Annotated in this window: 10 protein-coding genes; all 10 read left to right on the plus strand. The window is 36.1% G+C overall.

From position 1 onward, the window contains the following. The first annotated feature begins 12 nt into the window (after positions 1–12). The 10 genes from ABD859_RS21755 to ABD859_RS21800 all read left to right on the plus strand — a co-directional run bounded on the left by ABD859_RS21755 (position 13) and on the right by ABD859_RS21800 (position 22,241). Complete coding sequence (locus tag ABD859_RS21755; RefSeq protein ID WP_345146833.1) at positions 13–4,050, plus strand: hybrid sensor histidine kinase/response regulator transcription factor; 4,038 nt, start codon at positions 13–15, stop codon at positions 4,048–4,050. Positions 4,051–4,467: 417 nt separating this feature from the next. Beyond that, on the plus strand, positions 4,468–5,355 hold the full coding sequence (locus tag ABD859_RS21760; protein ID WP_345146834.1) for an inositol oxygenase family protein: 888 nt from the start codon (positions 4,468–4,470) through the stop codon (positions 5,353–5,355). Positions 5,356–5,536: 181 nt separating this feature from the next. Then, positions 5,537–8,677, plus strand: a complete 3,141-nt coding sequence (lacZ, locus tag ABD859_RS21765) for a beta-galactosidase, LacZ type (protein ID WP_345146836.1) — start codon at positions 5,537–5,539, stop codon at positions 8,675–8,677. A 128-nt stretch (positions 8,678–8,805) separates the two neighbouring features. After that, complete coding sequence (locus ABD859_RS21770; RefSeq protein WP_345146837.1) at positions 8,806–9,948, plus strand: acyltransferase family protein; 1,143 nt, start codon at positions 8,806–8,808, stop codon at positions 9,946–9,948. Between the two features lie 54 nt (positions 9,949–10,002). Beyond that, complete coding sequence (locus ABD859_RS21775; RefSeq protein WP_345146838.1) at positions 10,003–11,643, plus strand: sodium/sugar symporter; 1,641 nt, start codon at positions 10,003–10,005, stop codon at positions 11,641–11,643. A gap of 215 nt (positions 11,644–11,858) precedes the next feature. Continuing rightward, complete coding sequence (locus ABD859_RS21780) at positions 11,859–13,388, plus strand: glycoside hydrolase family 28 protein (protein ID WP_345146839.1); 1,530 nt, start codon at positions 11,859–11,861, stop codon at positions 13,386–13,388. A gap of 265 nt (positions 13,389–13,653) precedes the next feature. Next, positions 13,654–15,093 (plus strand): glycoside hydrolase family 28 protein, encoded by a 1,440-nt coding sequence (locus ABD859_RS21785; RefSeq protein WP_345146840.1) that lies wholly within the window; start codon positions 13,654–13,656, stop codon positions 15,091–15,093. A 24-nt stretch (positions 15,094–15,117) separates the two neighbouring features. Further along, entirely contained in the window at positions 15,118–17,103 is a 1,986-nt protein-coding gene (locus tag ABD859_RS21790) for an alpha-L-arabinofuranosidase C-terminal domain-containing protein (RefSeq protein ID WP_345146841.1), read from the plus strand. 216 nt (positions 17,104–17,319) lie between these two features. Beyond that, complete coding sequence (locus ABD859_RS21795) at positions 17,320–19,788, plus strand: glycoside hydrolase family 95 protein (RefSeq protein ID WP_345146842.1); 2,469 nt, start codon at positions 17,320–17,322, stop codon at positions 19,786–19,788. Between the two features lie 32 nt (positions 19,789–19,820). Continuing rightward, complete coding sequence (locus tag ABD859_RS21800; protein ID WP_345146843.1) at positions 19,821–22,241, plus strand: glycoside hydrolase family 2 TIM barrel-domain containing protein; 2,421 nt, start codon at positions 19,821–19,823, stop codon at positions 22,239–22,241. Positions 22,242–22,326: the final 85 nt, after the last annotated feature.

Genomic DNA, 22,326 nt, shown 5'->3' on the forward strand with positions numbered 1-22,326 from the left:
TAATTTATTTTTATGAGCCAAAAATCCATTTTATTATTCTTGTTATCTGCCTTTTTTTATCATTCGTATTCACAGAATATAAAATTTGCGCATTACAACGACAATAACGGATTGTCTCATAATTCGGTACGCCATATTGTACAGGATAAAAAGGGGTTTATGTGGTTCGGAACATTCTCCGGATTAAATCGTTTTGACGGGTATCAGTTTAAAAACTACATGAGTTCTACGCCCGGAAAAAATAAGTTGTACAATGACGATATTACGGCTTTAGAACTCGACGAAAAATCGAACCATTTATGGATTGGTACGCGAAAAGGGCTGACACTTTTCAGAATGGATACGCATGTTTTTACCACTTTTTTCAATAAAAAAAATGATCCAAACAGTTTGCCGGATGATGAAGTGAGATCTGTCTACGTAGATAAATTTAAAAGAGTCTGGGTCGGAACGAAAACAAAAGGAATGTATTTGTTCTTTTTGAATGAAAACCGATTCGAAAAAATCGACATTAAAGGTTTTGATTACGTAAAATCCATTTTTGAAGACAAAAAAGGCAATATCTGGGTTGGAAGTTACGAGAAAAGCGGTGTTGTAAAAATCACACTCGATGCCAAAGGAGCAATCGTCAGAATCAACACTTATACGCTTTCTGTACCCAATTCAAACATTAAAAATCCGTATCTGAATTTTATTTATGAAGATGCCAAATCGGATATTTTTGTCGGAACACGCGAAGGTTTATACAAACTCGATAAAGCTAAAAATAAGTTTGTTAATTTATATATTGAAAACAAACAGATTCGAGGCGCTTTAGGTCCGTATTTTTTATCGGTTGCGCGTGCTCCGGACGGAAAATATTGGGTGGGAACTTTGGGCGGATTATTGGTTTGCGATCAGTTAGAAGACATTCAAAAAGGCAATTACAAATGGTATTATTCGATTCTTTCTGATGATACTTCGCTGATTGATAACTTAATTTCGGCACTTTATTTTGACGCTTCAGGCGTATTGTGGATTGGAACGGAAGACGGTTTGGACAAATACGATCCGTACGAAAATCAGTTTACTTTAAACAAAGATATTTCGCGTTCAATTGGCAATCAGGCACCGCGAATTCGTGGTTTTGCCAAAACTTACGATCAAAAAATTATTGTAGCGACTTATCACAACGGACTTTATATTTCGAATACCAAAAGTTCAACGCCTTTACACAATACAGGAAAAGATATTGCGAGTATTTATTCGGAAGACGGAAAGATTTTTTACTGCGGTTTGTGGGACGGAAATATTCTGGTTTATAATTATTTAACGAATTCTTCGAGAGAAATAAGTGCAGGTTTTGAAAAATCGCCGGTTTTTGCTTTTAATAAAATTTCGGATGATTTGATGATTGTCGGATCTTTTGGTGAAGGCGCTGTTATTCTGAATACCAAAACGTTACAAATAGACCATTCAATAGGAAAACTTTTGCCTGGTTTTCAGATCAATGCAATTGAAAGAGATGCGAAAAATAATATTTGGTTTGCGACTGAAACCGGAGTTGTAAAATACGGCATTGCGTCAGGAAAAATAGAAACGTATTCTTCTTTATTTATCAAAGAAAAAGGGGTTCCGCATGACGAAAATGTGAGCGATGTTTTGGTTGATGTAAAGGGAAAAATTTGGGCTTCAACGCGTTTTGGATTGTGTTTGTTTAATCCGAAAAAGAATGAATTTGAACCTGTTAAAAATCTAAAAGAACTTTCAGGAAAATGGATTACCGATATTTTGTCGGATGCCAATGGAAATCTATGGCTGAACATCAACAATAATAATATTGCTTTTGTTAAGTCGAATCTGAAAGAAATCAGTATTTATCACGTAAATAGTGGAAACAGGCTGGACGTTTTTAGCGCAAGCGGATTCTTTTATTTTAATAATTCGAATATTTTTCTGGGTGGAAAAAACGGAATTATTTCTTTTTCGCCACCGGAAATGAAAAGAAATAAATGGTCGCCAGAACCTGTTATTTCTGAGTTTAAAATTCAGAACGAAGAAGTTTTACCAGAAATGGAAATCAATGGAGAAGTACCGCTTTTAACCGATTTGAATTATGGAAAAGAAATAGAATTAAGTCATAAAAACCGCAACTTTTCGATACAGTTTTCGGCTCCGTCTTTTGCCAATGAGAAATTGAATAAGTTTCAATATATGCTCGAAGGTTTTGATAAACATTGGATTACAACAACCAGTTTGTCAAGAATTGTACAGTACACCAACCTTTATCCAGGAAATTATACGTTTAAAATTCGTTCCAGCAACAGCGATGGATATTGGAGTAAAACGGTTTCGTATAAAATAAAAATCCTGCCTCCGTTCTGGTTGACGCCGACTTCGTTTTTACTGTTTTTCGCACTTTTATTCGGAATTTTCTATTTCATCAGAAAAGAAATCAAAAACCGAATTCGTTTGAAACAAGAATTGCTTACGGAGAAAGTAAACAGAGAACACGACATCAAATTAAACAATGAAAAGTTACGTTTCTTTACGAATATTTCGCATGAATTAAGAACGCCTTTAACGCTGATTTTAGGTCCGGCAAAACAGCTTTTGGACGAAAGCAGTCATGCAACGGATTATGAAAAAAGCCGTTACAATTTGATTTATCAAAATGCGAGTAGATTGCTAAATCTGGTAAATCAGGTTTTGGATTTTAGAAAAGCACAATCTGGAGAATTAAAATTGAAAGTAACGAAAACGGATATTTTATCGTATTCGAAAAACATCTTTGATTCGTTTAAAGAAATGGCTTATGACAAAAAGATTAAGCTCAATTTTATTTCTGAAGATGAAACAATCGAAGGCTGGCTGGATAATGATAAGTACGATAAGATTTTATACAATTTGCTTTCGAATGCCTTGAAGTTTACCAACAAAAATGGAAATGTCGATTTGTTTGTCAGACTAAAAGATACCGTTGAAGATATTTTAGTTATTGAAGTGACGGATGACGGAATTGGGATTCCGCAGAAAAGTCAGGAGAAAATCTTCAAACGTTTTTATCAGGCAACCAACAGTAAAGCGAATAATACAGGTTCTGGAATCGGATTGTCGTTGGTGAAATCTTTGGTGGCGATTCATAAAGGAACTATTTCGGTAGAAAGCACGCCAGGAAAGGGAAGTACATTTAGAGTAGAACTTCCGATTGACCGCTCGGCTTACGAAATGAAAGAAGTCTTTGAATATGCTTTGAAAAATGATAATCAGAGTATGCTGATTCCTGAAAAAAAGGCTAAAAAAGTCATTCAGAATACCGATTTAAAAGAAAAGATTCTGGTTATTGAAGACAACTCAGAACTTAGAAAATATCTGGTTGATTATTTATCAGATTATTACAAAGTGTATGAAGCCGAAAATGGGGAAGAAGGCTTGAAAATCTGCCGACAAATAAAACCTATTTTATGCGTTACAGACGTTATGATGCCGGTTATGGACGGATTAGAATTCTGCCAGCAATTAAAAAATGACGAATTCATAAGTCATATTCCGGTTGTAATGCTGACGGCACTCGGAGAAAATATGGATAAAGTAAAAGGTTACGACATTGGTGCCGATGGTTATCTGGTGAAACCTTTTGAACCTTTATTATTGAAAACGGTCATAGAAAATATGATTAAATCGAGATTAGAACTCAAACAAAAATTCTCTGGCGAAGTCGAAAGCAATGTGAGCACATTAACACATTCGCCAATCGATGAGGAATTTATGGAAAAAGTAACCAATTTAATCAACGATAATTTAAGCGATGTAGAACTTTCTACTGATTTCCTTTGTGATAAATTGGGTGTAAGTTCTTCTAAATTATATCGAAAAATCAAAGAGTTGACGGATTTAGCTCCAAATGAATTCATTAGAACGATTCGTTTAAAGAAATCAGCAGAATTGCTCAAAACCAAAAAATACAATGTTTCTGAAGTAACCGATTTGGTTGGATTTAATGATCCGTTGTATTTCAGCCGTTGTTTTAAAAAACAGTTTGGTTTTCCTCCGAGTAAATTGATTAATTAGTTTTTTTGTTTCTGCCACAGATTTGATTGATTAAAAAGGATTTTTCTTTTGCCATTCCCGATAGCTATCGGGATACATGAATTTGCACTAATTTTTTCATCTCATTGCTTTCACGTGGTTTCAACCACGGAGGAATAATATAGACGCAATCTAATTCCATAATCCAACTCCGCATCGTTTTGTCATTCCGAGGAACGAGGAATCACACTAGAAATTCCGTACTAGTAATCGCCAATCTTTATCGAATCCCGCGTGTGATTCCTCGTTACTCGGAATGACAAAAAAAACAGAAAAACTTATTTTACAGCATAAAATTCCTACGATAATCAATTTTATCCATGTTTTTGATGTATTAATCCATTTTGAAACGTAGATGTAATTCTATTTTTGTCTTCTAACTTTTAACTATTTAGCATTATGAAAAAGCATATAGATACAGACAATCCGTTGAATAATTTAGATGAGTGGGAAGATGATTTGTTAATGCGATATCCGGATCCATCTGAAGAGAATGAAGAGGTAAAAGAAAAGCAGAAAGAAGAATTTAGAAATTATGTCGATTCGGAAAGAGTAGAAACAGTTAAAGAGTTTTACAGAATAAACCACACGTATCAGACTTACGATTTTGTATGCAGTAAAGAACAGGATTTTCTGCAGTTTAATAGAAAAGAAATGTCAATCTGGGAAGCTGTTGAGTTTTTAAACACGCTTGTAGACGACAGTGACCCGGATATTGACTTAGACCAAACACAACACCTTTTACAAACGTCAGAAGCCATTCGCGCAGACGGTCATCCGGATTGGTTTGTATTGACAGGATTTATTCATGATTTGGGTAAAGTTTTATGTTTGTTTGGAGAACCGCAATGGGCTGTTGTTGGCGATACGTTTCCGGTTGGATGTGCGTATTCGGATAAAATTGTGTACTCAGAATTTTTTAAAGAAAATCCAGATTTTACAGACGAGAGATTCAATACCAAATTGGGTATTTACACCGAAAACTGCGGATTGGATAATGTAAAAATGAGCTGGGGACACGACGAATATTTGTACCAGATTATGAAAGATTATCTTCCGGATCCGGCTTTATATATGATTCGTTATCATTCATTCTATTCTCAGCACAAAGAAAATGCGTATGCTCATTTAATGAATGAAAAAGACATCGAAATGTTTGACTGGGTTCGAAAATTCAATCCTTACGATTTGTATACAAAAGCGCCGGTAAAACCAGATGTTCAGGCATTGCTTCCTTATTATAAAGAATTAGTTGCTAAATATTTGCCGGAAAAATTGAAGTTTTAAAAAGTTAATTTAAACACATAGAAACATAGATTTTTTTTTGAGCGCAGAAAAGATAATTGAAAGAAACTAGTTTCTAACACATAGCTATGTGTATTGAAGTGAGTGAAACGCCTTTTTAGACAACGAGAAACTATGATTCTATGTGTTTAAAAAAAATACCCGCTATCTAAACCAAAAACAAATGCAGATAACCAAAACCAAAATATTTTTTATAAGCCTTTTACTGCTTTTCACGGCAGGAATTTCGGCTCAGGAAAAAGACCGTAACGATTGGGAAAATCCAGAAGTTTTTCAAATTAACAGAGAACCGGCTCGTGCTGCTTTTCTTCCGTATGCAGACGAAACTTCGGCTATTATTGATAAATATGAAAATTCACCTTGGTATTTTTCTTTAAACGGAAAATGGAAATTTGCTTGGTCACCAACGCCGGATCAGCGTCCAAAAGATTTTTATAAAACCGATTTCAGCACTTTGCATTGGAACGAACTTCAGGTGCCTTCCAATTGGGAACTGCATGGTTATGGCGTGCCGATTTATACGAACATCACCTATCCATTCGAAAAAAATCCGCCTTTTATCAATCATTCGGATAATCCTGTCGGGTCTTATAAAAGAGATTTTGTACTGCCAGAAAACTGGAAAAACCGTCACGTTTTTCTTCATTTCGAAGCAGGAACAGCTGCTATGTATATTTGGGTGAATGGACAAAAAGCAGGTTATACTGAAAATACTAAAAGTCCAGCCGAATTTGATATTTCGAAATATTTAAAACCTGGAAAAAATGATATAGCGATAGAAGTTTATAGATGGAGCGATGGTTCGTATCTGGAAGATCAGGATATGTGGAGACTTTCGGGAATTGACCGAAATGTATATCTATACAGCACAGATAATGTTCGTATTGCAGACTTTTTTGCTAAACCAGATTTAGATGCCAAATACAAAAACGGAAGTTTAAATGTAGAAGTAAGTTTGAAAAACCTGACTTTAACTCCAGTTAATAATCAAAAATTGATTGCCAAATTGATTGATGCTTCTGGAAAAAATGTTTTTACAAAAGAACTGAATGTCAATTTTGAAGCTTCGAAAATTCAGACTTTAAATTTTGCTCAGAATGTTTCCAGTCCAAAATTATGGAGCAGTGAAAATCCGAATTTGTATACGTTGGTTTTGACTTTAAAAAATGCAAAAGGCGAACTTGTAGAAACAGTTGGAACACAAATCGGATTTAGAAAAGTAGAATTAAAAGGCGGTCAATTATTGGTAAACGGCGTTCGATTAATGGTTCATGGTGTAAACATCCACGAACACAATCCTGAAACGGGACATTATCAGGATGAAGCTACGATGATGAAAGACATCAAAATGATGAAGCAGCTGAATATTAATTCGGTTCGTTGCAGTCATTATCCGAACAATATTTTATGGGTAAAATTATGTAATAAATACGGTTTATTTTTGGTGGATGAAGCCAATATTGAAAGTCATGGAATGGGAGTTGAAGGACAGCCGTTAATTTGGATGAATCCAAAAACGAATCCAGGGTTTCTTCCAGAATGGAGAGAAGCACATTTGGACAGAATTTACAGTTTGGTGGAACGAGACAAAAATATGCCGTCGGTAATTATCTGGTCTTTAGGAAATGAAAGTGCCAACGGACCTGTTTTTCACGAAGCTTACAAATGGATTAAAAAGAGAGATAATTCTCGTTTGGTTCAGTTTGAACAGGCAAAAGAAAACGAAAATACCGATATCGTTTGTCCGATGTACCCAACGATCGAATACATGAAAGAATACGCTTCAAGAAAAGAAGTGAGCCGTCCGTACATTATGTGTGAGTATTCGCATGCAATGGGAAACAGCAGTGGAAACTTTCAGGAATACTGGGATATCATTCGCGGAAGCAAAAATATGCAGGGCGGATTTATCTGGGATTGGGTTGACCAAGGCTATAAAAGAAAAGACGAAGCCGGCAGAGAATACTGGGCTTACGGCGGAGATATGGGAAGTCAGAATTATTTAAATGATGAAAATTTCTGCCACAACGGATTGGTTTATGCGGACAGAACACCGCATCCAGGAGCTTTTGAAGTAAAAAAAGTCTATCAGAATATTTTATTCAAAGCAATTGACATCAAAAACGGATTAATTGAAATTAATAATGATTTTGGCTTTACAAATCTGAGTAAATACGGATTTAGATACGAAGTTTTAGAAAACGGAAAAGTAATTAAAGAAGGAACATTTGCGGTTGCTTTGGATCCAAAAACGAAGAAACAATTTAAACTTGATCTTCCAAAAATAGAATCAAAAGAAGGAAAAGAATATTTATTGAATGTTTTTGCTTACACGAAAACAGGTTCAGAATTAATGCCTCAAAATTTTGAAATTGCCAAAGAACAATTTGTAATTGAAGACGGAAAATATTTCGCAAAATCTGAAAATGCAGGAACTTCAAAAGTTCAGGACGAGAAAGATCAGTTTGTTTTGACTTCTTCTACTGTTACGGTTAAAATCAGTAAAACGACTGGATTGATTTCGTATTACAGCATGAAAGGCGAAGAGTATTTCAAACAATATCCGGAACCTAATTTCTGGAGAGCGCCGACCGATAATGACATCGGAAACAAAATGCAGATTAGAACGAATGTCTGGAGAACGGCCGGAAAAAATACTTCTTTAGAAAGCATTCAGCAAAGTGAAGAAAATGGTAAAAAATATATCGTTGCAAAATTAAAACTAAACGATGTTGCTTCAGATTATACGATCAAATATGCTTTAGGAAATGACGGAGCGTTAGAAATTCAGGCTTCATATAAAAAAGGAAATAATCCGGTTCCGGAGTTACCGCGTTTCGGAATGATTTTCACTTTAAAAAACAGCTTAGAAAATCTGGATTATTACGGAAGAGGACCTTTAGAAAATTATCCGGACAGAAAAACATCTTCATTCAAAGGAATTTATACTAGTAAAGTTGCAGACCAATATGTGCCTTATACACGCCCACAAGAAAATGGATACAAGACCGATATACGCTGGTTTAGATTGTCAGGCAACAAAGGAAACGGCCTGGAGATAAAAGGTCTGCAACCTTTAGGAATGAGCACTTTGAATAATTATCCGAGTGATTTTGACGGCGGAATTTCAAAAAAGAATATCCATTCCAGCGACATCACACCAAGAAATGAAGTTGTGGTCTGTGTCGACTTAACGCAACGCGGAATTGGAGGTGACAACAGCTGGGGAGCACCACCGCATGAACAATATCAATTAAAACAAAGTGAATACAGCTACGGATTTGTTATTAAACCACTTTTTTGAAAGTGATCAGTGATCAGGCTAAAAGTATTCAGTGTCGTTGCGTTTAACACTGAACTCTAAAAAAAAGCTGAACACTGATCACTATATATCAACTGAACACTAACCACTGACCACTGAATAGTAAAAAAATGAGTAACAATACAACTGGAAGATTAATTTCTTTAGATGCCCTGCGCGGTTTTGTGATGTTTTGGATTATGAGCGGAGAGCATGTTATTCACGCTCTGGCCAAAGCGGCTCCGATTCCGGTTTTTATCTGGATGTCGTCACAATTGCATCATGCCGAATGGAACGGAATCACATTTTATGACATGATTTTTCCGGTATTTCTATTTGTTGCAGGAGTTTCAATGCCTTTTTCTTTTGAGAAGAAAATACATTTGGCTGGCGTAAAATCGGCAAAAGATTTGCCTAAAGAAGAAAAGCGAAAAATATATTTATCCATGCTCCGAAGAACCGCTATCTTATTGGTTTTAGGATTTGTAGTAAATGGTTTATTGCGATTTGAAGGTTTAGATCATACGCGTTTGGCAAGCGTTTTGGGAAGAATTGGACTGGCTTGGTTTTTTGCCGGAATTATCTATTTGAATTTTGACTTTAAAAAACAGTTAATCTGGTTTTTCGGAATCTTGATTGGATATTACGCAGCAATGAAATTTATTCCCGTTCCTGATTTTGGAGCAGGAGTTTTAACTAAAGAAGGATCTTTAGAAGGTTATATCGATCGTTTACTTTTACCTGGGAGATTGCACAGCACCGTTTATGATCCTGAAGGAATATTTTCGACTCTTCCTGCAATTTCAACCGCTTTATTAGGTGTTTTTATCGGAACTTTTTTAAAAGTAAAATGTTCTTTTTCAATAAAAATTAGATTGCTGTTAATGGCTTTAACGGCTGTGATCTTGATTTTTGCAGGTTTGATTTGGGATATTAATTTTCCAATCAATAAACATTTATGGACAAGCTCTTTTGTGTGTTTTGTCGGCGGATTCAGTATTTTGTTTTTTGTCTTTTTTTATGTGATTATTGATTTATTGGGTTTCCATAAATGGGCATTTCCATTAATATTAATCGGTTCAAATTCGATTTTAATTTACATTGCTGCAGAAGGATTAGTCGATTTTAAACATACCGCAGATTATGTTTTTGGTGGATTGATACAATTTACGCCATTTATCTGGCAGCCTTTTTTTGCTGCTTTATCCGTAACCGTCATACAGCTTTTACTGCTTTACTTTTTATACAAAAGAAAATGGTTTCTAAAAATTTGACATATTAAATTTTAAAATACATTTTACTATCTAACCACACAATAACCACACATTATGAATGTATTACAAACCGCAGATTACATTGTTTTCTTCATATACTTTGTCATAGTTACCGCCTATGGGATGTATATTTACCGAAGCAAAAAAACAGCTGCAACGAGTTCAAACGAATATTTTTTAGCCGAAGGATCCCTTACTTGGTGGGCAATTGGAGCTTCTTTAATTGCTTCTAATATTTCAGCAGAGCATTTTATCGGAATGAGCGGTTCGGGTTTTGCGATCGGACTGGCGATTGCTTCTTACGAATGGATGTCTGCCGCTACTTTGATTATTGTAGCGATGTTTATCCTGCCAATTTATCTTAAAAACAGAATATTCACTATGCCTCAATTCTTGGCAAAAAGATACAGCGGCACCGTGAGTACCATTATGGCGATTATTTGGCTGTTGATTTATGTTTTTGTGAATCTTACTTCAATCATTTATTTGGGCGCTTTGGCGATTTCTTCGATTGCTCCTGTAAGCTTTCAGTTTTGTGTTATTGGGTTGAGTTTATTCTCCGTAATCGTAACTTTAGGCGGTATGAAAGTAATTGGTTATACCGATATGTTTCAGGTTATCGTTTTGATTTTGGGAGGTTTAGTAACCACATATTTAGCATTAACGTTACTTTCAGATCAGTTTGGTTTTGGAAAAGATATTCTAAAAGGCCTTGCCGTAATAGCAGATCAGGCGCCAGATCATTTGCATATGATTTTAGACGAATCCAATCCGCATTACAATGAACTTCCGGGGATGTCGGTTTTGGTTGGCGGAATGTTAATCAACAATCTGGCATATTGGGGATGTAATCAATATATTGTTCAGAGAGCTTTAGGAGCCGATTTAAAAACAGCCCGTAAAGGAATTTTATTTGCCGCTTTCTTAAAATTATTAGTGCCAATTATTGCCGTTTTACCTGGAATTGCCATGTTTGTAATGCATCAAAATGGAACATTTCAACAAGAAATGGTTGATGCCGCAGGTGTTTTAAAACCGGATCATGCGTATCCAACTTTAATGAATTTACTTCCAGCGGGCTTAAAAGGTGTGGCTCTGGCAGCCTTGACAGCAGCAATTGTAGCTTCTTTGGCCGGAAAAGCCAATAGTATTTCGACGATTTTTTCTTTAGATATTTATAAAAAATATTTCAATTCGCAGGCATCAGAAAAAAAACTGGTTCGTACCGGAAGATGGTGTGTTGTAGTTTGCATGATTATAGCAGCTTTTGTTGCTCCGGCTTTAAAAACTTTGGATCAGGCGTATCAGTTTATTCAGGAATATGTTGGCTTTTTCTCTCCGGGAGTTTTGGCGATTTTTTTATTGGGAATGTTCTGGAAAAAAACAACGCCAACTGCTGGATTAGCTGGAGCATTATTGACGGTGCCGATTGCAGCAGTTTTAAAATTCCTTCCAATGTGGACAGAAGGGGCTTTCCCTGATTATCCTTTCTTAGACAGAATGACGATAGTTTTCTTCATCATTGTCTTTTTAATGGTCGGAATTAGTCTGGCGAAACCAGTTTCAGAAGAAGAAGAAGAAAAAAATCATGCGATAGAAGTTGATAATAATATGTTTAAAGTTTCGTCTGAGTTTATTGTCGGATCTTTTATCATCTGCGGCATTTTGGTAGCATTATATACCGTTTTTTGGTAATTTTTATTAGCCACGAGGGCGCTAAGGCGCTAAGATTTATTTAAAAAAAGCTTAAAAAAGAAAAAAAACTTAGCGACTCTGCGACTTTGCGAGATTGAATAAAAAAATAGCTTAAAAATAGCTCGCAAAGACGCGATGACGCAAAGTTTATTGAAAAGAAAATGCTAAAAAACTTTGTGCCTTAGCGACTTTGCGAGATTAAAAAATATACACAAATGAAAAGAAATTTTATAATTACACTCCTAATCTTTTGCCTTTCGCTGACTGTTTCGGCGCAGAAGGTATTTGATATTAAAAAATATGGCGCTGTAGCCGATGGAAAAACCTTGAATACAAAAGCAATCCAAAAAGCAATTGACGCGGCGAATAAAAGTAAAGGTGGAAAAGTGGTTTTTTCTAAAGGAACATTTCTGTCTGGAAGTGTTGTTTTAAAAGATAATGTGGAATTATTTTTTGAAGATGGAGCTGTTTTATTAGGAAGCACCAATCCAGATGATTATCCAAAATATGAAGGAATTCGAGCTTTTGTTATTGCTTATAATTCTAAGAATATTGCGGTAAACGGAAAAGGAATTATAGATGGACAGGGCAGGGAATTGGCTTTGGCAATTGACAGTCTACATCATACAGGCGTGCGAATTGACCCAAAATACAATTACAGAAGAATGCGTCCCGAAGATGGCAGAGGAAAACTGATTTCGTTTGTAAAATGTGATTCGATTACCATGACTCAGATTACGTTAAAAAACAGTCCGGGATGGACACAATGTTTCAGAGAATGCAAAAATATTGTCATTGATTTTATGAAAGTAGAAAGCAGAGCCTACTGGAACAATGACGGAATCGATGTTGATGGCTGCGAAAATGTTAGAATTACGAATTGTAACGTAAATACAGCCGATGACGGAATCTGCCTAAAATCTGAAGTTCCTGGTTTGCACAATAACAACATTTATATTAGCAATTGTACGATTCGATCAAGTGCCAACGCCGTGAAATTTGGTACAGGTTCTTACGGAAGTTTCAAAAATGTTACGATTGAAAATGTCAAAGTTTTTGACACTTTTAGATCGGCGGTTGCGATTGAATCTGTGGATGGAGCAGAAATTGAAAATATCAAAGTCTCTAACATTACGGCTGTAAATACTGGAAATGCAATTCTAATTCGTTTAGGACATCGAAATGGAGAAAAAGCGGGATATATCAAAAATGTATCAGTTAAAAATGTAAAAGTGCAAGTTCCGTTTGGTCGTCCGGATATTGATTACGATATGCGCGGGCCGGAAGTTGATTATTTCCATAATCCGTTTCCGTCTTCGATTGCCGGAATTCCGGGGCATTCGATCGAAAATGTGACTTTAGAAAATATAGAAATCATTTATCCGGGAAGAGCATCAAAAGGAATGGCATATCATCCGCTAAGCCGATTGAAAGATGTCAAAGAAAACATAAACGGCTATCCTGAATTTACGATGTTTGGAGAACTGCCTTCGTGGGGATTTTATGTGCGCCACGTCAACGGAATCCAGATGAAAAATATCAAATTGGTTTTGGATAAAGAAGATTTCCGCCCCGCTTTTGTTTTTGATGATGTGAAAGATTTGACCATGAAGGAAATTGATGTCCCTTCGGATAAAATGAACCAGATTGTTTTTAAAGATGTTTCGGGAAGTAATCTCGACAGCGAAGCTTTGAAAAGAAAAATCGAACCAGAACAGAATAAGTTTGACTTGCCTGGGCGTTAAAGTTTTTTGCCACGAAGACGCTAAGGCACAAAGTTTATTTAATAAAGAAGATTTAAAGAAAAAACTTAGTGCCTTTGTGTCTTTGTGGCATTAAAAAAACAAAAAAATTGCTCGCAAAGACGCGAAGACGCAAAGTTTATTGAATAAAAAAGACTTAAAGAAAAAAACTTTGCGACTCTGCGCCTTTGCGAGATTAAATAACAAATACTTTTAAAAAAAACTTAGTGCCTTAGCGTCTTTGCTGCATTAAAAAAAACAAAATATAATGAAAAAGAAATCTATCATCGCACTCATCATTTTCTGCCTTTCGTTGACTGTTTCGGCACAAAAGATTTACGACGTTAAAAAATATGGAGCCAAAGGAGACGGAAAAACCAACGATGCCGCTGCTATTCAAAAAGCCATTGACGCTTGCAGTAAAACTGGCGGAAGAGTTTTAATTCCAGCGCCGTTTACGTTTTTGGCTGGACCATTTGACGTGAAATCAAAAGTAGATTTACATATCGAAGCGGGTGCAAAATTATTAGCGAGTCCCGATGAGAAATTGTATACCAAAAGCGCTTTTAGAACCAATCCGGGAGAAGGAACGATTTGGATTGGAGGAGAAAATGTTGAGGATTTTACCATTAGCGGAAGCGGAAAAATAGACGGAAACGGAATTTCTTTTATGGGTGAAGAACAGGAAGATGCTTATGTTTTGAAACCTTTTAATGTCTTAGATCCAAGACCTCACGTTTTGACGATTATCGGCGGAAAAAACATTAGAATACATGATGTTCATATCGGGAATTCGGCGTATTGGACGATTCATTTGGTGGGCTGTAACGATGTTGTCATCAGCGGGATTACTTTATTGAACAGCTTGAAAGTCCGCAATAGTGACGGAATCGATTTGGATCATTCTAAAAATGTTAGAATCAGCGATTGTTATATCGAAAGCGGTGACGATTGTATCTGTTTAAAAAACCGCAGGGAATTTGAAGAATTCGGTGCCTGCGAAAATATCACGGTTACCAATTGTACGATGACGAGCAGCAGCTGCGCGATTAAAATTGGTTCCGAAAATATGGATGCGATCAGACAAGTTGTTTTCAATAATTGTATTATTAAAAATAGTAACCGCGCTTTAGGAATCCAGAATCGTGATGAAGGAACCGTAAGCGATGTTATTTTTTCAAACATTATTGTAGAAAGTAAATTAAACACAGATACTTGGTGGGGAAAAGCGGAACCGATTTATGTAACGGCTTTCAGCAGAGCAAAAGGAAATCATAAAGATGCGAACTGGCGTTTTCCGAAAGGCGCAACAGAAGGAAAAGTAGGTGAAATTAAAAATATCTATTTCTATAATATTCAATGCACAGGAGAAAACGGCGTGTTTGTAAGCGGGGAATCTAAAGACAAAATTCAGAATATTGTTTTTGATAATGTGAGTGTTTTTATGGATAAAACAACTTCTTTTCCGGGAGGATTATACGACAGACGTCCAGCAAATGTGGAAGGTTTTGTAAAAGGAAGTACTTCGGGTTTTTATTTTGAAAATGCAGAACGCATCAAAGTGCAGAATTGTACGGTGCAATGGGGAAAAAACAAACCGGATTATTTTAAATATGCAGTCGAAAGTAAGAATGTAGATTCTTTAATTATTACTAATTTAGACGGACAGGCTGCTTTTCCTGAAAAATTAGAAGCCGTAAAAAAATAAGCATCTGACTATTTCCAAAAAACTATGAAAAATAACCTCCTTTCTAAATCCATTTTTGGCTGTTTATTATTGAGCAGTCTTTATACCAATGCACAAAAAGCGACTTTAGAAGTTGATGCTTCTAAAACGATTGCCAAAATTCAGCCAACGATGTTTGGGTTGTTTTTTGAAGACATCAATTTTGCTGCAGATGGCGGATTATATGCCGAAATGATTAAAAATCGTTCTTTTGAATTTGATAAACCAATGATGGGTTGGGAACAGCCAAATACCAAAAGATCTTCGATGAACAAAGAATCGGGTAATGCTTTGCCAATCAATCTTTCGAAAGAAAAAAACAATTCTAATTTTTGCAGAGTTGAAATCAATAATGATAAAGGATATGCTTTAATCAATGAAGGATTTAGAGGAATGGGAGTGAAGAAAGATGCGAAATACAATCTTTCATTAAAAGCAGCCAATCCTAAAGGAGAAATTAAAAAAATCATTTTCCAGTTAATTGATAAAGATCAAAAAGTGATTGGCGAAACGAGTGTTGTCCCAAATTCACAACAATGGAATACTTACACTTCACAGTTTACAGCAACTCAAACGGAAGCCAAAGCAAAGTTAAAAATCACTTTTGAAGGAAACGGAACTATCGATTTGGATATGATTTCGCTCTTTCCAGAAGATACTTGGAAAGGTAGAAAAAACGGACTTAGAAAAGATCTTGTTCAGTTATTATACGATGTAAAACCAGGATTTTTACGTTTTCCGGGCGGATGTATTGTAGAAGGAAGAACATTGTCTGATCGCTACCAATGGAAAAAATCGGTTGGAAATGTAGAGGAAAGAAAAACGATGATGAACCGTTGGAATGTCGAATTCAACCACAAACAAACTCCAGATTATTTTCAAAGTTTCGGATTAGGATTTTTTGAATATTTTCAGCTTTCAGAAGATATTGGAGCAGAACCGCTTCCGATTTTAAGCTGCGGAATGGCGTGTCAATATAACACAGGAGAATTAGCTCCAATGGATGAACTCGATCCGTATATTCAGGACGCTTTAGATTTGATTGAATTTGCCAATAGCGATGTGAACACAAAATGGGGAAAACTCCGTTCGGATATGGGACATCCAAAACCATTCAATCTAAAATATATTGGCGTTGGTAATGAGCAATGGGGGAAAGATTATATTGACCGTTACAAAGTTTTTGAAAAAGCGATAAAAGCAAAATATCCAAAAATCATCATTGTATCGGGAACTGGACCTTCACCAAAAGGTGAACATTTTGATTATGCGATGACAGAATTAAAAAAACTGAATGCGGAATTGGTAGACGAGCATTATTACGAAAGTCCTAAATGGTTTAGAGAAAATGCTGGCCGTTATGATAATTACGACAGAAAAGGTCCAAAAATATTTGCAGGAGAATATGCCGCTCAAAGTGTTTCTGGAGCCAATCCGAATAACAGAAACAATTGGGAATGTGCATTTTCTGAAGCCGCTTTTATGACTGGATTAGAAAGAAATGCAGAAGTGGTTAATATGACTTCATACGCGCCTTTAATGGCTCATGAAGACGCTTGGCAATGGACTCCAGATATGATTTGGTTTAATAATCTTCAATCGTATGGTTCTGCGAATTATTACGTACAACAATTGTTTTCAACGAATAAAGGAACAGATTTGTTGACTATTACGCAAGATGGAAAAGCTTTAATCGGACAAAATAATTTGTATGCATCGGCAGTAAAAGATGTCAATACAAAAGAAATTATTGTGAAATTGGTTAATACATCAACATCAAATCAAGAAGTTTCTATTGATTTGAAAGGAGCAAAATTAGGTTCAAAAGGAAGTATAATTACGCTTGTAAGTTCGAATGTTAATGATGAAAATACGTTTGTAGAACCTAAAAAAATAAGCCCAAAAACAAGCGAATATAAAATCACAAAAGGAAATCAGCAATTGAATCTTCCTGCATATTCGGTAACGGTTTTGAAGCTGAAAACGAACTAGTTAAATCGTTGAATATGATTGATCATAAAAAAGAACGCGGATGACACGGATTTGCTATTGCAAAGACGCAGATTTACGCGGATTTTTTAGATTTTAAATATAAATCCGTTTTTGTCAGCGTCTTTGCGATAGCAAATCCGCGTCATCCGCGTCATAATATATGATTTTTGAATTACACCCAACATGATTAATCGTTTAATTATAAATTAAAAATACATGCTGCATCATTTTTTAAAAAAGGTTTTTGTTTTTATTTCTGCAATTATCGGATTTTCAGGTTATGCACAGGATTTAAAACTGCAATATAATCAGCCTGCGGTTGAATGGACAGAAGCCCTTCCAATTGGAAACGGAACACTTGGTGCAATGGTTTTTGGCCGGGTAGATTCTGAATTAATCCAACTTAACGAAGCGACTTTATGGAGTGGCGGACCTGTACAGAAAAATGTAAATCCGAATGCTTTTCAGAATCTGGCTTTAATTAGAGAAGCGCTTAAAGCAGAAGATTTTGACAAAGCTTATACTTTGACCAAAAACATGCAGGGGGCTTACAGCGAAAGTTTCATGCCTTTGGGAGATCTTTTGTTAACGCAGGATTTAGGCGGAAAAAAGACAGATTTTTATAACAGAAGTCTGGACATTCAAACGGGATTAGCAGTAACCAATTTTAAAGTCGACGGCGTAAATTATAAAAGAGAAATCTTTGCTTCGGCACCTGCACAATGTATTGTAATGAAACTTTCGGCAGATCAGCTGCAAAAACTTTCGGTTTCAATTGATGCATCCAGTCTTTTAAGAAATCAAAAATTAGTTCAGAATAATTCATTGGTTTTAAAAGGAAAAGCACCTTCGCACTCAGATCCAAATTATATTGATTACAATAAAGAACCCGTTATTTATGACGATCCGATGGGATGCCGTGGGATGCGTTTTGAATTAATCGTAAAACCAATTGTAAAAGATGGAACAGTAGGTTACGAAGAAAACAAAATCGTGATTAAAAATGCTTCAGAAATACTGCTTTTCATTTCGGCAGCAACCAGTTTCAACGGATTCGATAAATGTCCGGACAGTCAGGGAAAGGACGAACATGCCTTTGCTGAAAATCCAATTAAAAAAGCTTCGACAAAAAAATATGATAATTTGGTTAAAGAACATCTTCAGGATTTCCAAAAATTCTTCAATAGAGTTTCTTTACAATTAAATGAAAAGGAAACTAGCAAATCGAATCTCCCAACTGATATTCGTTTGGAACAATATGACAAAGGAGAAAAAGATTCAGGACTAGAAGCTTTGTTTTTTCAATACGGACGTTATTTATTGATTTCTTCATCACGTACGCACAATGCGCCTGCCAATCTGCAAGGAATCTGGAACAACAAACTTCGTGCGCCGTGGAGCAGTAATTACACTACGAATATCAATTTGCAGATGAATTATTGGCCGGTTGAATCGTCAAGTTTATCCGAATTGTTTTTTCCACTTGATGATTTTGTAAAAAATGTTTCTGTAACAGGAGCCGAAACTGCCAAAAGTTATTATCACGCCAATGGCTGGGTTTTACATCACAACTCAGATATTTGGGCAACCACAAATCCGGTTGGAGATTTCGGAAAAGGAGATCCGATGTGGGCGAACTGGTATATGGGTTCGAATTGGATAAGCAGACATTTGTGGGAACATTACCAATATACATGCGATGCGGCATATCTTAAAAAAGTATATCCGATTATAAAAGGCGCTGCAGAATTTAGTTTAGATTGGTTGCAGCAAGACAAAAACGGTTATTTGGTAACCATGCCATCGACTTCGCCGGAAAATAAATATTATTATGACGGAAAAAAAGGAGGCGTTGTAACAACCGCTTCTACAATGGATATTGGAATTATAAAAGATTTGTTTGAAAATATTAGCGAAGCCTCTAAAATTCTAAATATCGATGCTGATTTTAGACAGAAAGTAGATAAAGCCGCCAATCAATTATTGCCATTTCAGATTGGTGCTAAAGGTAACTTGCAGGAATGGTATAAAGATTTTGAAGACGAAGATCCGCATCACAGACATACTTCGCATTTGTACGCTTTGCATCCGGCTAATTTAATTTCACCTTTGAAAACTCCAGATTTAGCGAATGCCGCCAAAATGACTTTAGAGCTTCGTGGCGACGACGGAACGGGCTGGAGTTTGGCTTGGAAAGTCAATATGTGGGCGAGATTATTAGACGGAAATCACGCTTACAAATTATTCAAAAATCAATTGAGATTAACGAAAGATAACGATATCAAATACAATAGAAGGGGAGGCTGTTATCCGAATTTGTTTGATGCGCATCCGCCATTCCAGATTGATGGAAATTTTGCAGGAACAGCAGGCATAATCGAAATGCTGATGCAGAGTCAAAATAATGAAATTCATTTGCTTCCTGCTTTACCAGACGATTGGACAGATGGAGAAATTAAAGGAATTACCGCAAAAGGGAATTTCACTGTAAATATAAAATGGAATGACGGCAAAATGAGTCAGACCAAAGTTGTATCGAATAACGGAGGCACTTGTAAAATAAGATCTTCGGAACCATTTATAATTGAAAAACTGAATATCAAAAGCGAGAAATCATCTATTGGATATACGGCTGTATTTGAGACTAAAAAAGGTACATCTTACATCATAAATCCTCTTCAATAATTTTTCATTTAATAAACTAAAAAAATACCATAGTGCTTAAAAATAAGATCTTACTGCCTGTACTTTTTCTTTCGTGTTTTTCAGCGTTAGCTCAAATCTCGTTTGGAGACTCAAAGAAAATAAATGACAACTGGAAATTTAACCTTCAGGATGTTTCGGATGCTAAAAACGTCACTTTTGACGACAGCAAATGGAAACAAGTAAACGTACCGCACGACTGGAGCGTAAAAGGACAATTGAGTCCGACTTTGGCAAGCGCAACCGGATATTTACCGGGCGGCATTGCGTGGTACAGAAAATCAATCAATATTCCGCAGAGCAAATCAGGCGAAAAAGTGTATTTATATTTTGAAGGCGTTTATAATAGAAGCGAAGTTTTTATCAACGGACATTCATTAGGAAAGCGTCCAAACGGCTATATTTCGTTTGCTTATGATGCAACGGAATTTGTGAAATTTGGAGGAGAAAATACCATTTCTGTTCGTGTAGATCACAGTCAAAGTGCCGATTCTAGATGGTACAGCGGTTCTGGAATTTACAGAAATGTCTGGCTGGTGTATGCAAATCCGGTTCATATTGCACAATGGGGTGTTTACGCTTATCCAGAAGTACAAAAAGAAAACGGAATTTTGAATGTTGAAGTTGAGGCAGAAAACAGTTCGTCAGCCAAAACTAATTTAACTATTGTAAATGAATTGTTTTTTAAAGGAAAATCCATTGCAAAAGCTTCATCAAAAGTGGCAGTTTCGACGAATTCAAAAGGAAAAATTACAGCCAAAATCAACGTTAAAAATCCGAAATTATGGGATTTAGATAATCCGAATTTGTATCAGTTGAAAACTACGATTGTACAAAACGGAAAAGAAATCGACAAAACCGAAACACAGACAGGTTTTAGAAGTTTTACATTCGATGCCAATAATGGTTTTGCCCTTAACGGAAAAGGAATGAAGATGAAAGGCGTTTGTCTGCATCACGATGCTGGCGTTTTAGGATCGGCGGTTCCAAGAGAAGTTTGGAAAACGAGATTAGAAACGTTGAAAGAAATTGGCGTAAATGCTGTCCGTACCAGTCATAATCCGCAGGCACCAGATTTCTACGAACTTTGTGATGAATTAGGTTTATTGGTTTTGAATGAAGCTTATGACGAATGGGAATTCCCAAAACGCAAATGGCTAGAAGGTTGGAATTATGGGAAACCAGGTTACGAAGGTTCATTTGATATTTTTGCTGATTGGGCAGAAAAAGATTTAGAAGATTTTGTGCGACGCGACAGAAACCATCTTTCGGTTTTTGCATGGAGTATTGGTAACGAAGTCGATTATCCAAATGATCCGTATTCGCATCCCGTTTTAGATAAAGGAAAAGACGGTTTTGGACAAGCAACTTACGGCGGTTACAAAAAAGATGCTCCCGATGCTATGCGTCTTGGCGCGATTGCAAAACGTTTGGTTGCTGCGGTTAAAAAATACGATAAATCGCGCCCAACAACGGCAGGTTTGGCAGGAGTGGCAATGTCTAACGAAACAGAATATCCAGGTGCTTTAGATATTACAGGATATAATTATACCGAAAGTAAATACCAATCTGATCACGAAAAATATCCAAACAGAGTTATTTACGGAAGTGAAAACACGCACGATATGCAGCCTTGGCTTTCCGTTAAAAACAACAAACATATTTTCGGACAGTTTCTCTGGACAGGAATTGATTATCTGGGAGAATCGGGAAGATGGCCTTCTAGAGGATTTTATTCTGGTTTGGTTGATTTTGCAGGAGTTATCAAACCGCGAGGATATTTCCGTCAGTCGCTATGGTCAGATAAACCGATGATTTATTTGGGAACTTATCCGCTTGTAAATGAAAAAGACATTTCTAAAGATGCATGGTCAATTTGGAATTACGAAGACGGACAAAAAATACGTGTAGTTTGTTATACCAATGCTTCAAAAGCCCGTTTGGAATTGAATGGAAAAGTAGTCGGAGAAACCAAATTATACGATGAAAAAACTGGAATTATCTATTGGGATATTCCGTTTGCATCAGGAAAATTAGAAGCCGTTGGATTGGATGCAGCTGATAAAGAAGTAAGTCGTTATGCGATTAATTCAACACAACAGCCTTTTGAATTAACGATCGCTGATAAAAATATTACGATCAGCAAAGACAAAGGTGTAGCCAAAATCATGGTTCAGGTAAAAGACCAAAACGGACTTCCTGTTATGCTTTCAGACAATGAAGTTACTTGTACAATTTCAGGTTCGGCAACTTTATTAGGTTTAGAAGCAGGAAATAACAGCGACATGACGGATTATAACGATAATGTTCAGCGTGTTTTTCACGGACATATTGCGGCCTATATTCAGGCAAATGGAGATTCGACAGAACCAATTAAAGTTAAGTTCACAAGTCAATGGTTAAAACCTGTAGAGGTTACTATTAATGTGAAATAATTTAAAATTTTCTGTTGGCAAAATTTCGTTTATCAAAATCCCGGAGGGATGAAATATTTATAGAAAATAATAACGTTACAAGCGC

This window comes from Flavobacterium ginsengiterrae (assembly GCF_039539785.1).
GTDB classification, from domain to species: domain Bacteria; phylum Bacteroidota; class Bacteroidia; order Flavobacteriales; family Flavobacteriaceae; genus Flavobacterium; species Flavobacterium ginsengiterrae.

Coding starts and splice junctions, on each gene's coding strand:
- ABD859_RS21755 (WP_345146833.1), top strand. CDS start 13: ATGAGCCAAAAATCCATTTTATTATTCTTGTTATCTGCCTTTTTTTAT.
- lacZ (WP_345146836.1), top strand. CDS start 5,537: ATGCAGATAACCAAAACCAAAATATTTTTTATAAGCCTTTTACTGCTT.
- ABD859_RS21785 (WP_345146840.1), top strand. CDS start 13,654: ATGAAAAAGAAATCTATCATCGCACTCATCATTTTCTGCCTTTCGTTG.
- ABD859_RS21795 (WP_345146842.1), top strand. CDS start 17,320: ATGCTGCATCATTTTTTAAAAAAGGTTTTTGTTTTTATTTCTGCAATT.
- ABD859_RS21760 (WP_345146834.1), top strand. CDS start 4,468: ATGAAAAAGCATATAGATACAGACAATCCGTTGAATAATTTAGATGAG.
- ABD859_RS21780 (WP_345146839.1), top strand. CDS start 11,859: ATGAAAAGAAATTTTATAATTACACTCCTAATCTTTTGCCTTTCGCTG.
- ABD859_RS21790 (WP_345146841.1), top strand. CDS start 15,118: ATGAAAAATAACCTCCTTTCTAAATCCATTTTTGGCTGTTTATTATTG.
- ABD859_RS21775 (WP_345146838.1), top strand. CDS start 10,003: ATGAATGTATTACAAACCGCAGATTACATTGTTTTCTTCATATACTTT.
- ABD859_RS21770 (WP_345146837.1), top strand. CDS start 8,806: ATGAGTAACAATACAACTGGAAGATTAATTTCTTTAGATGCCCTGCGC.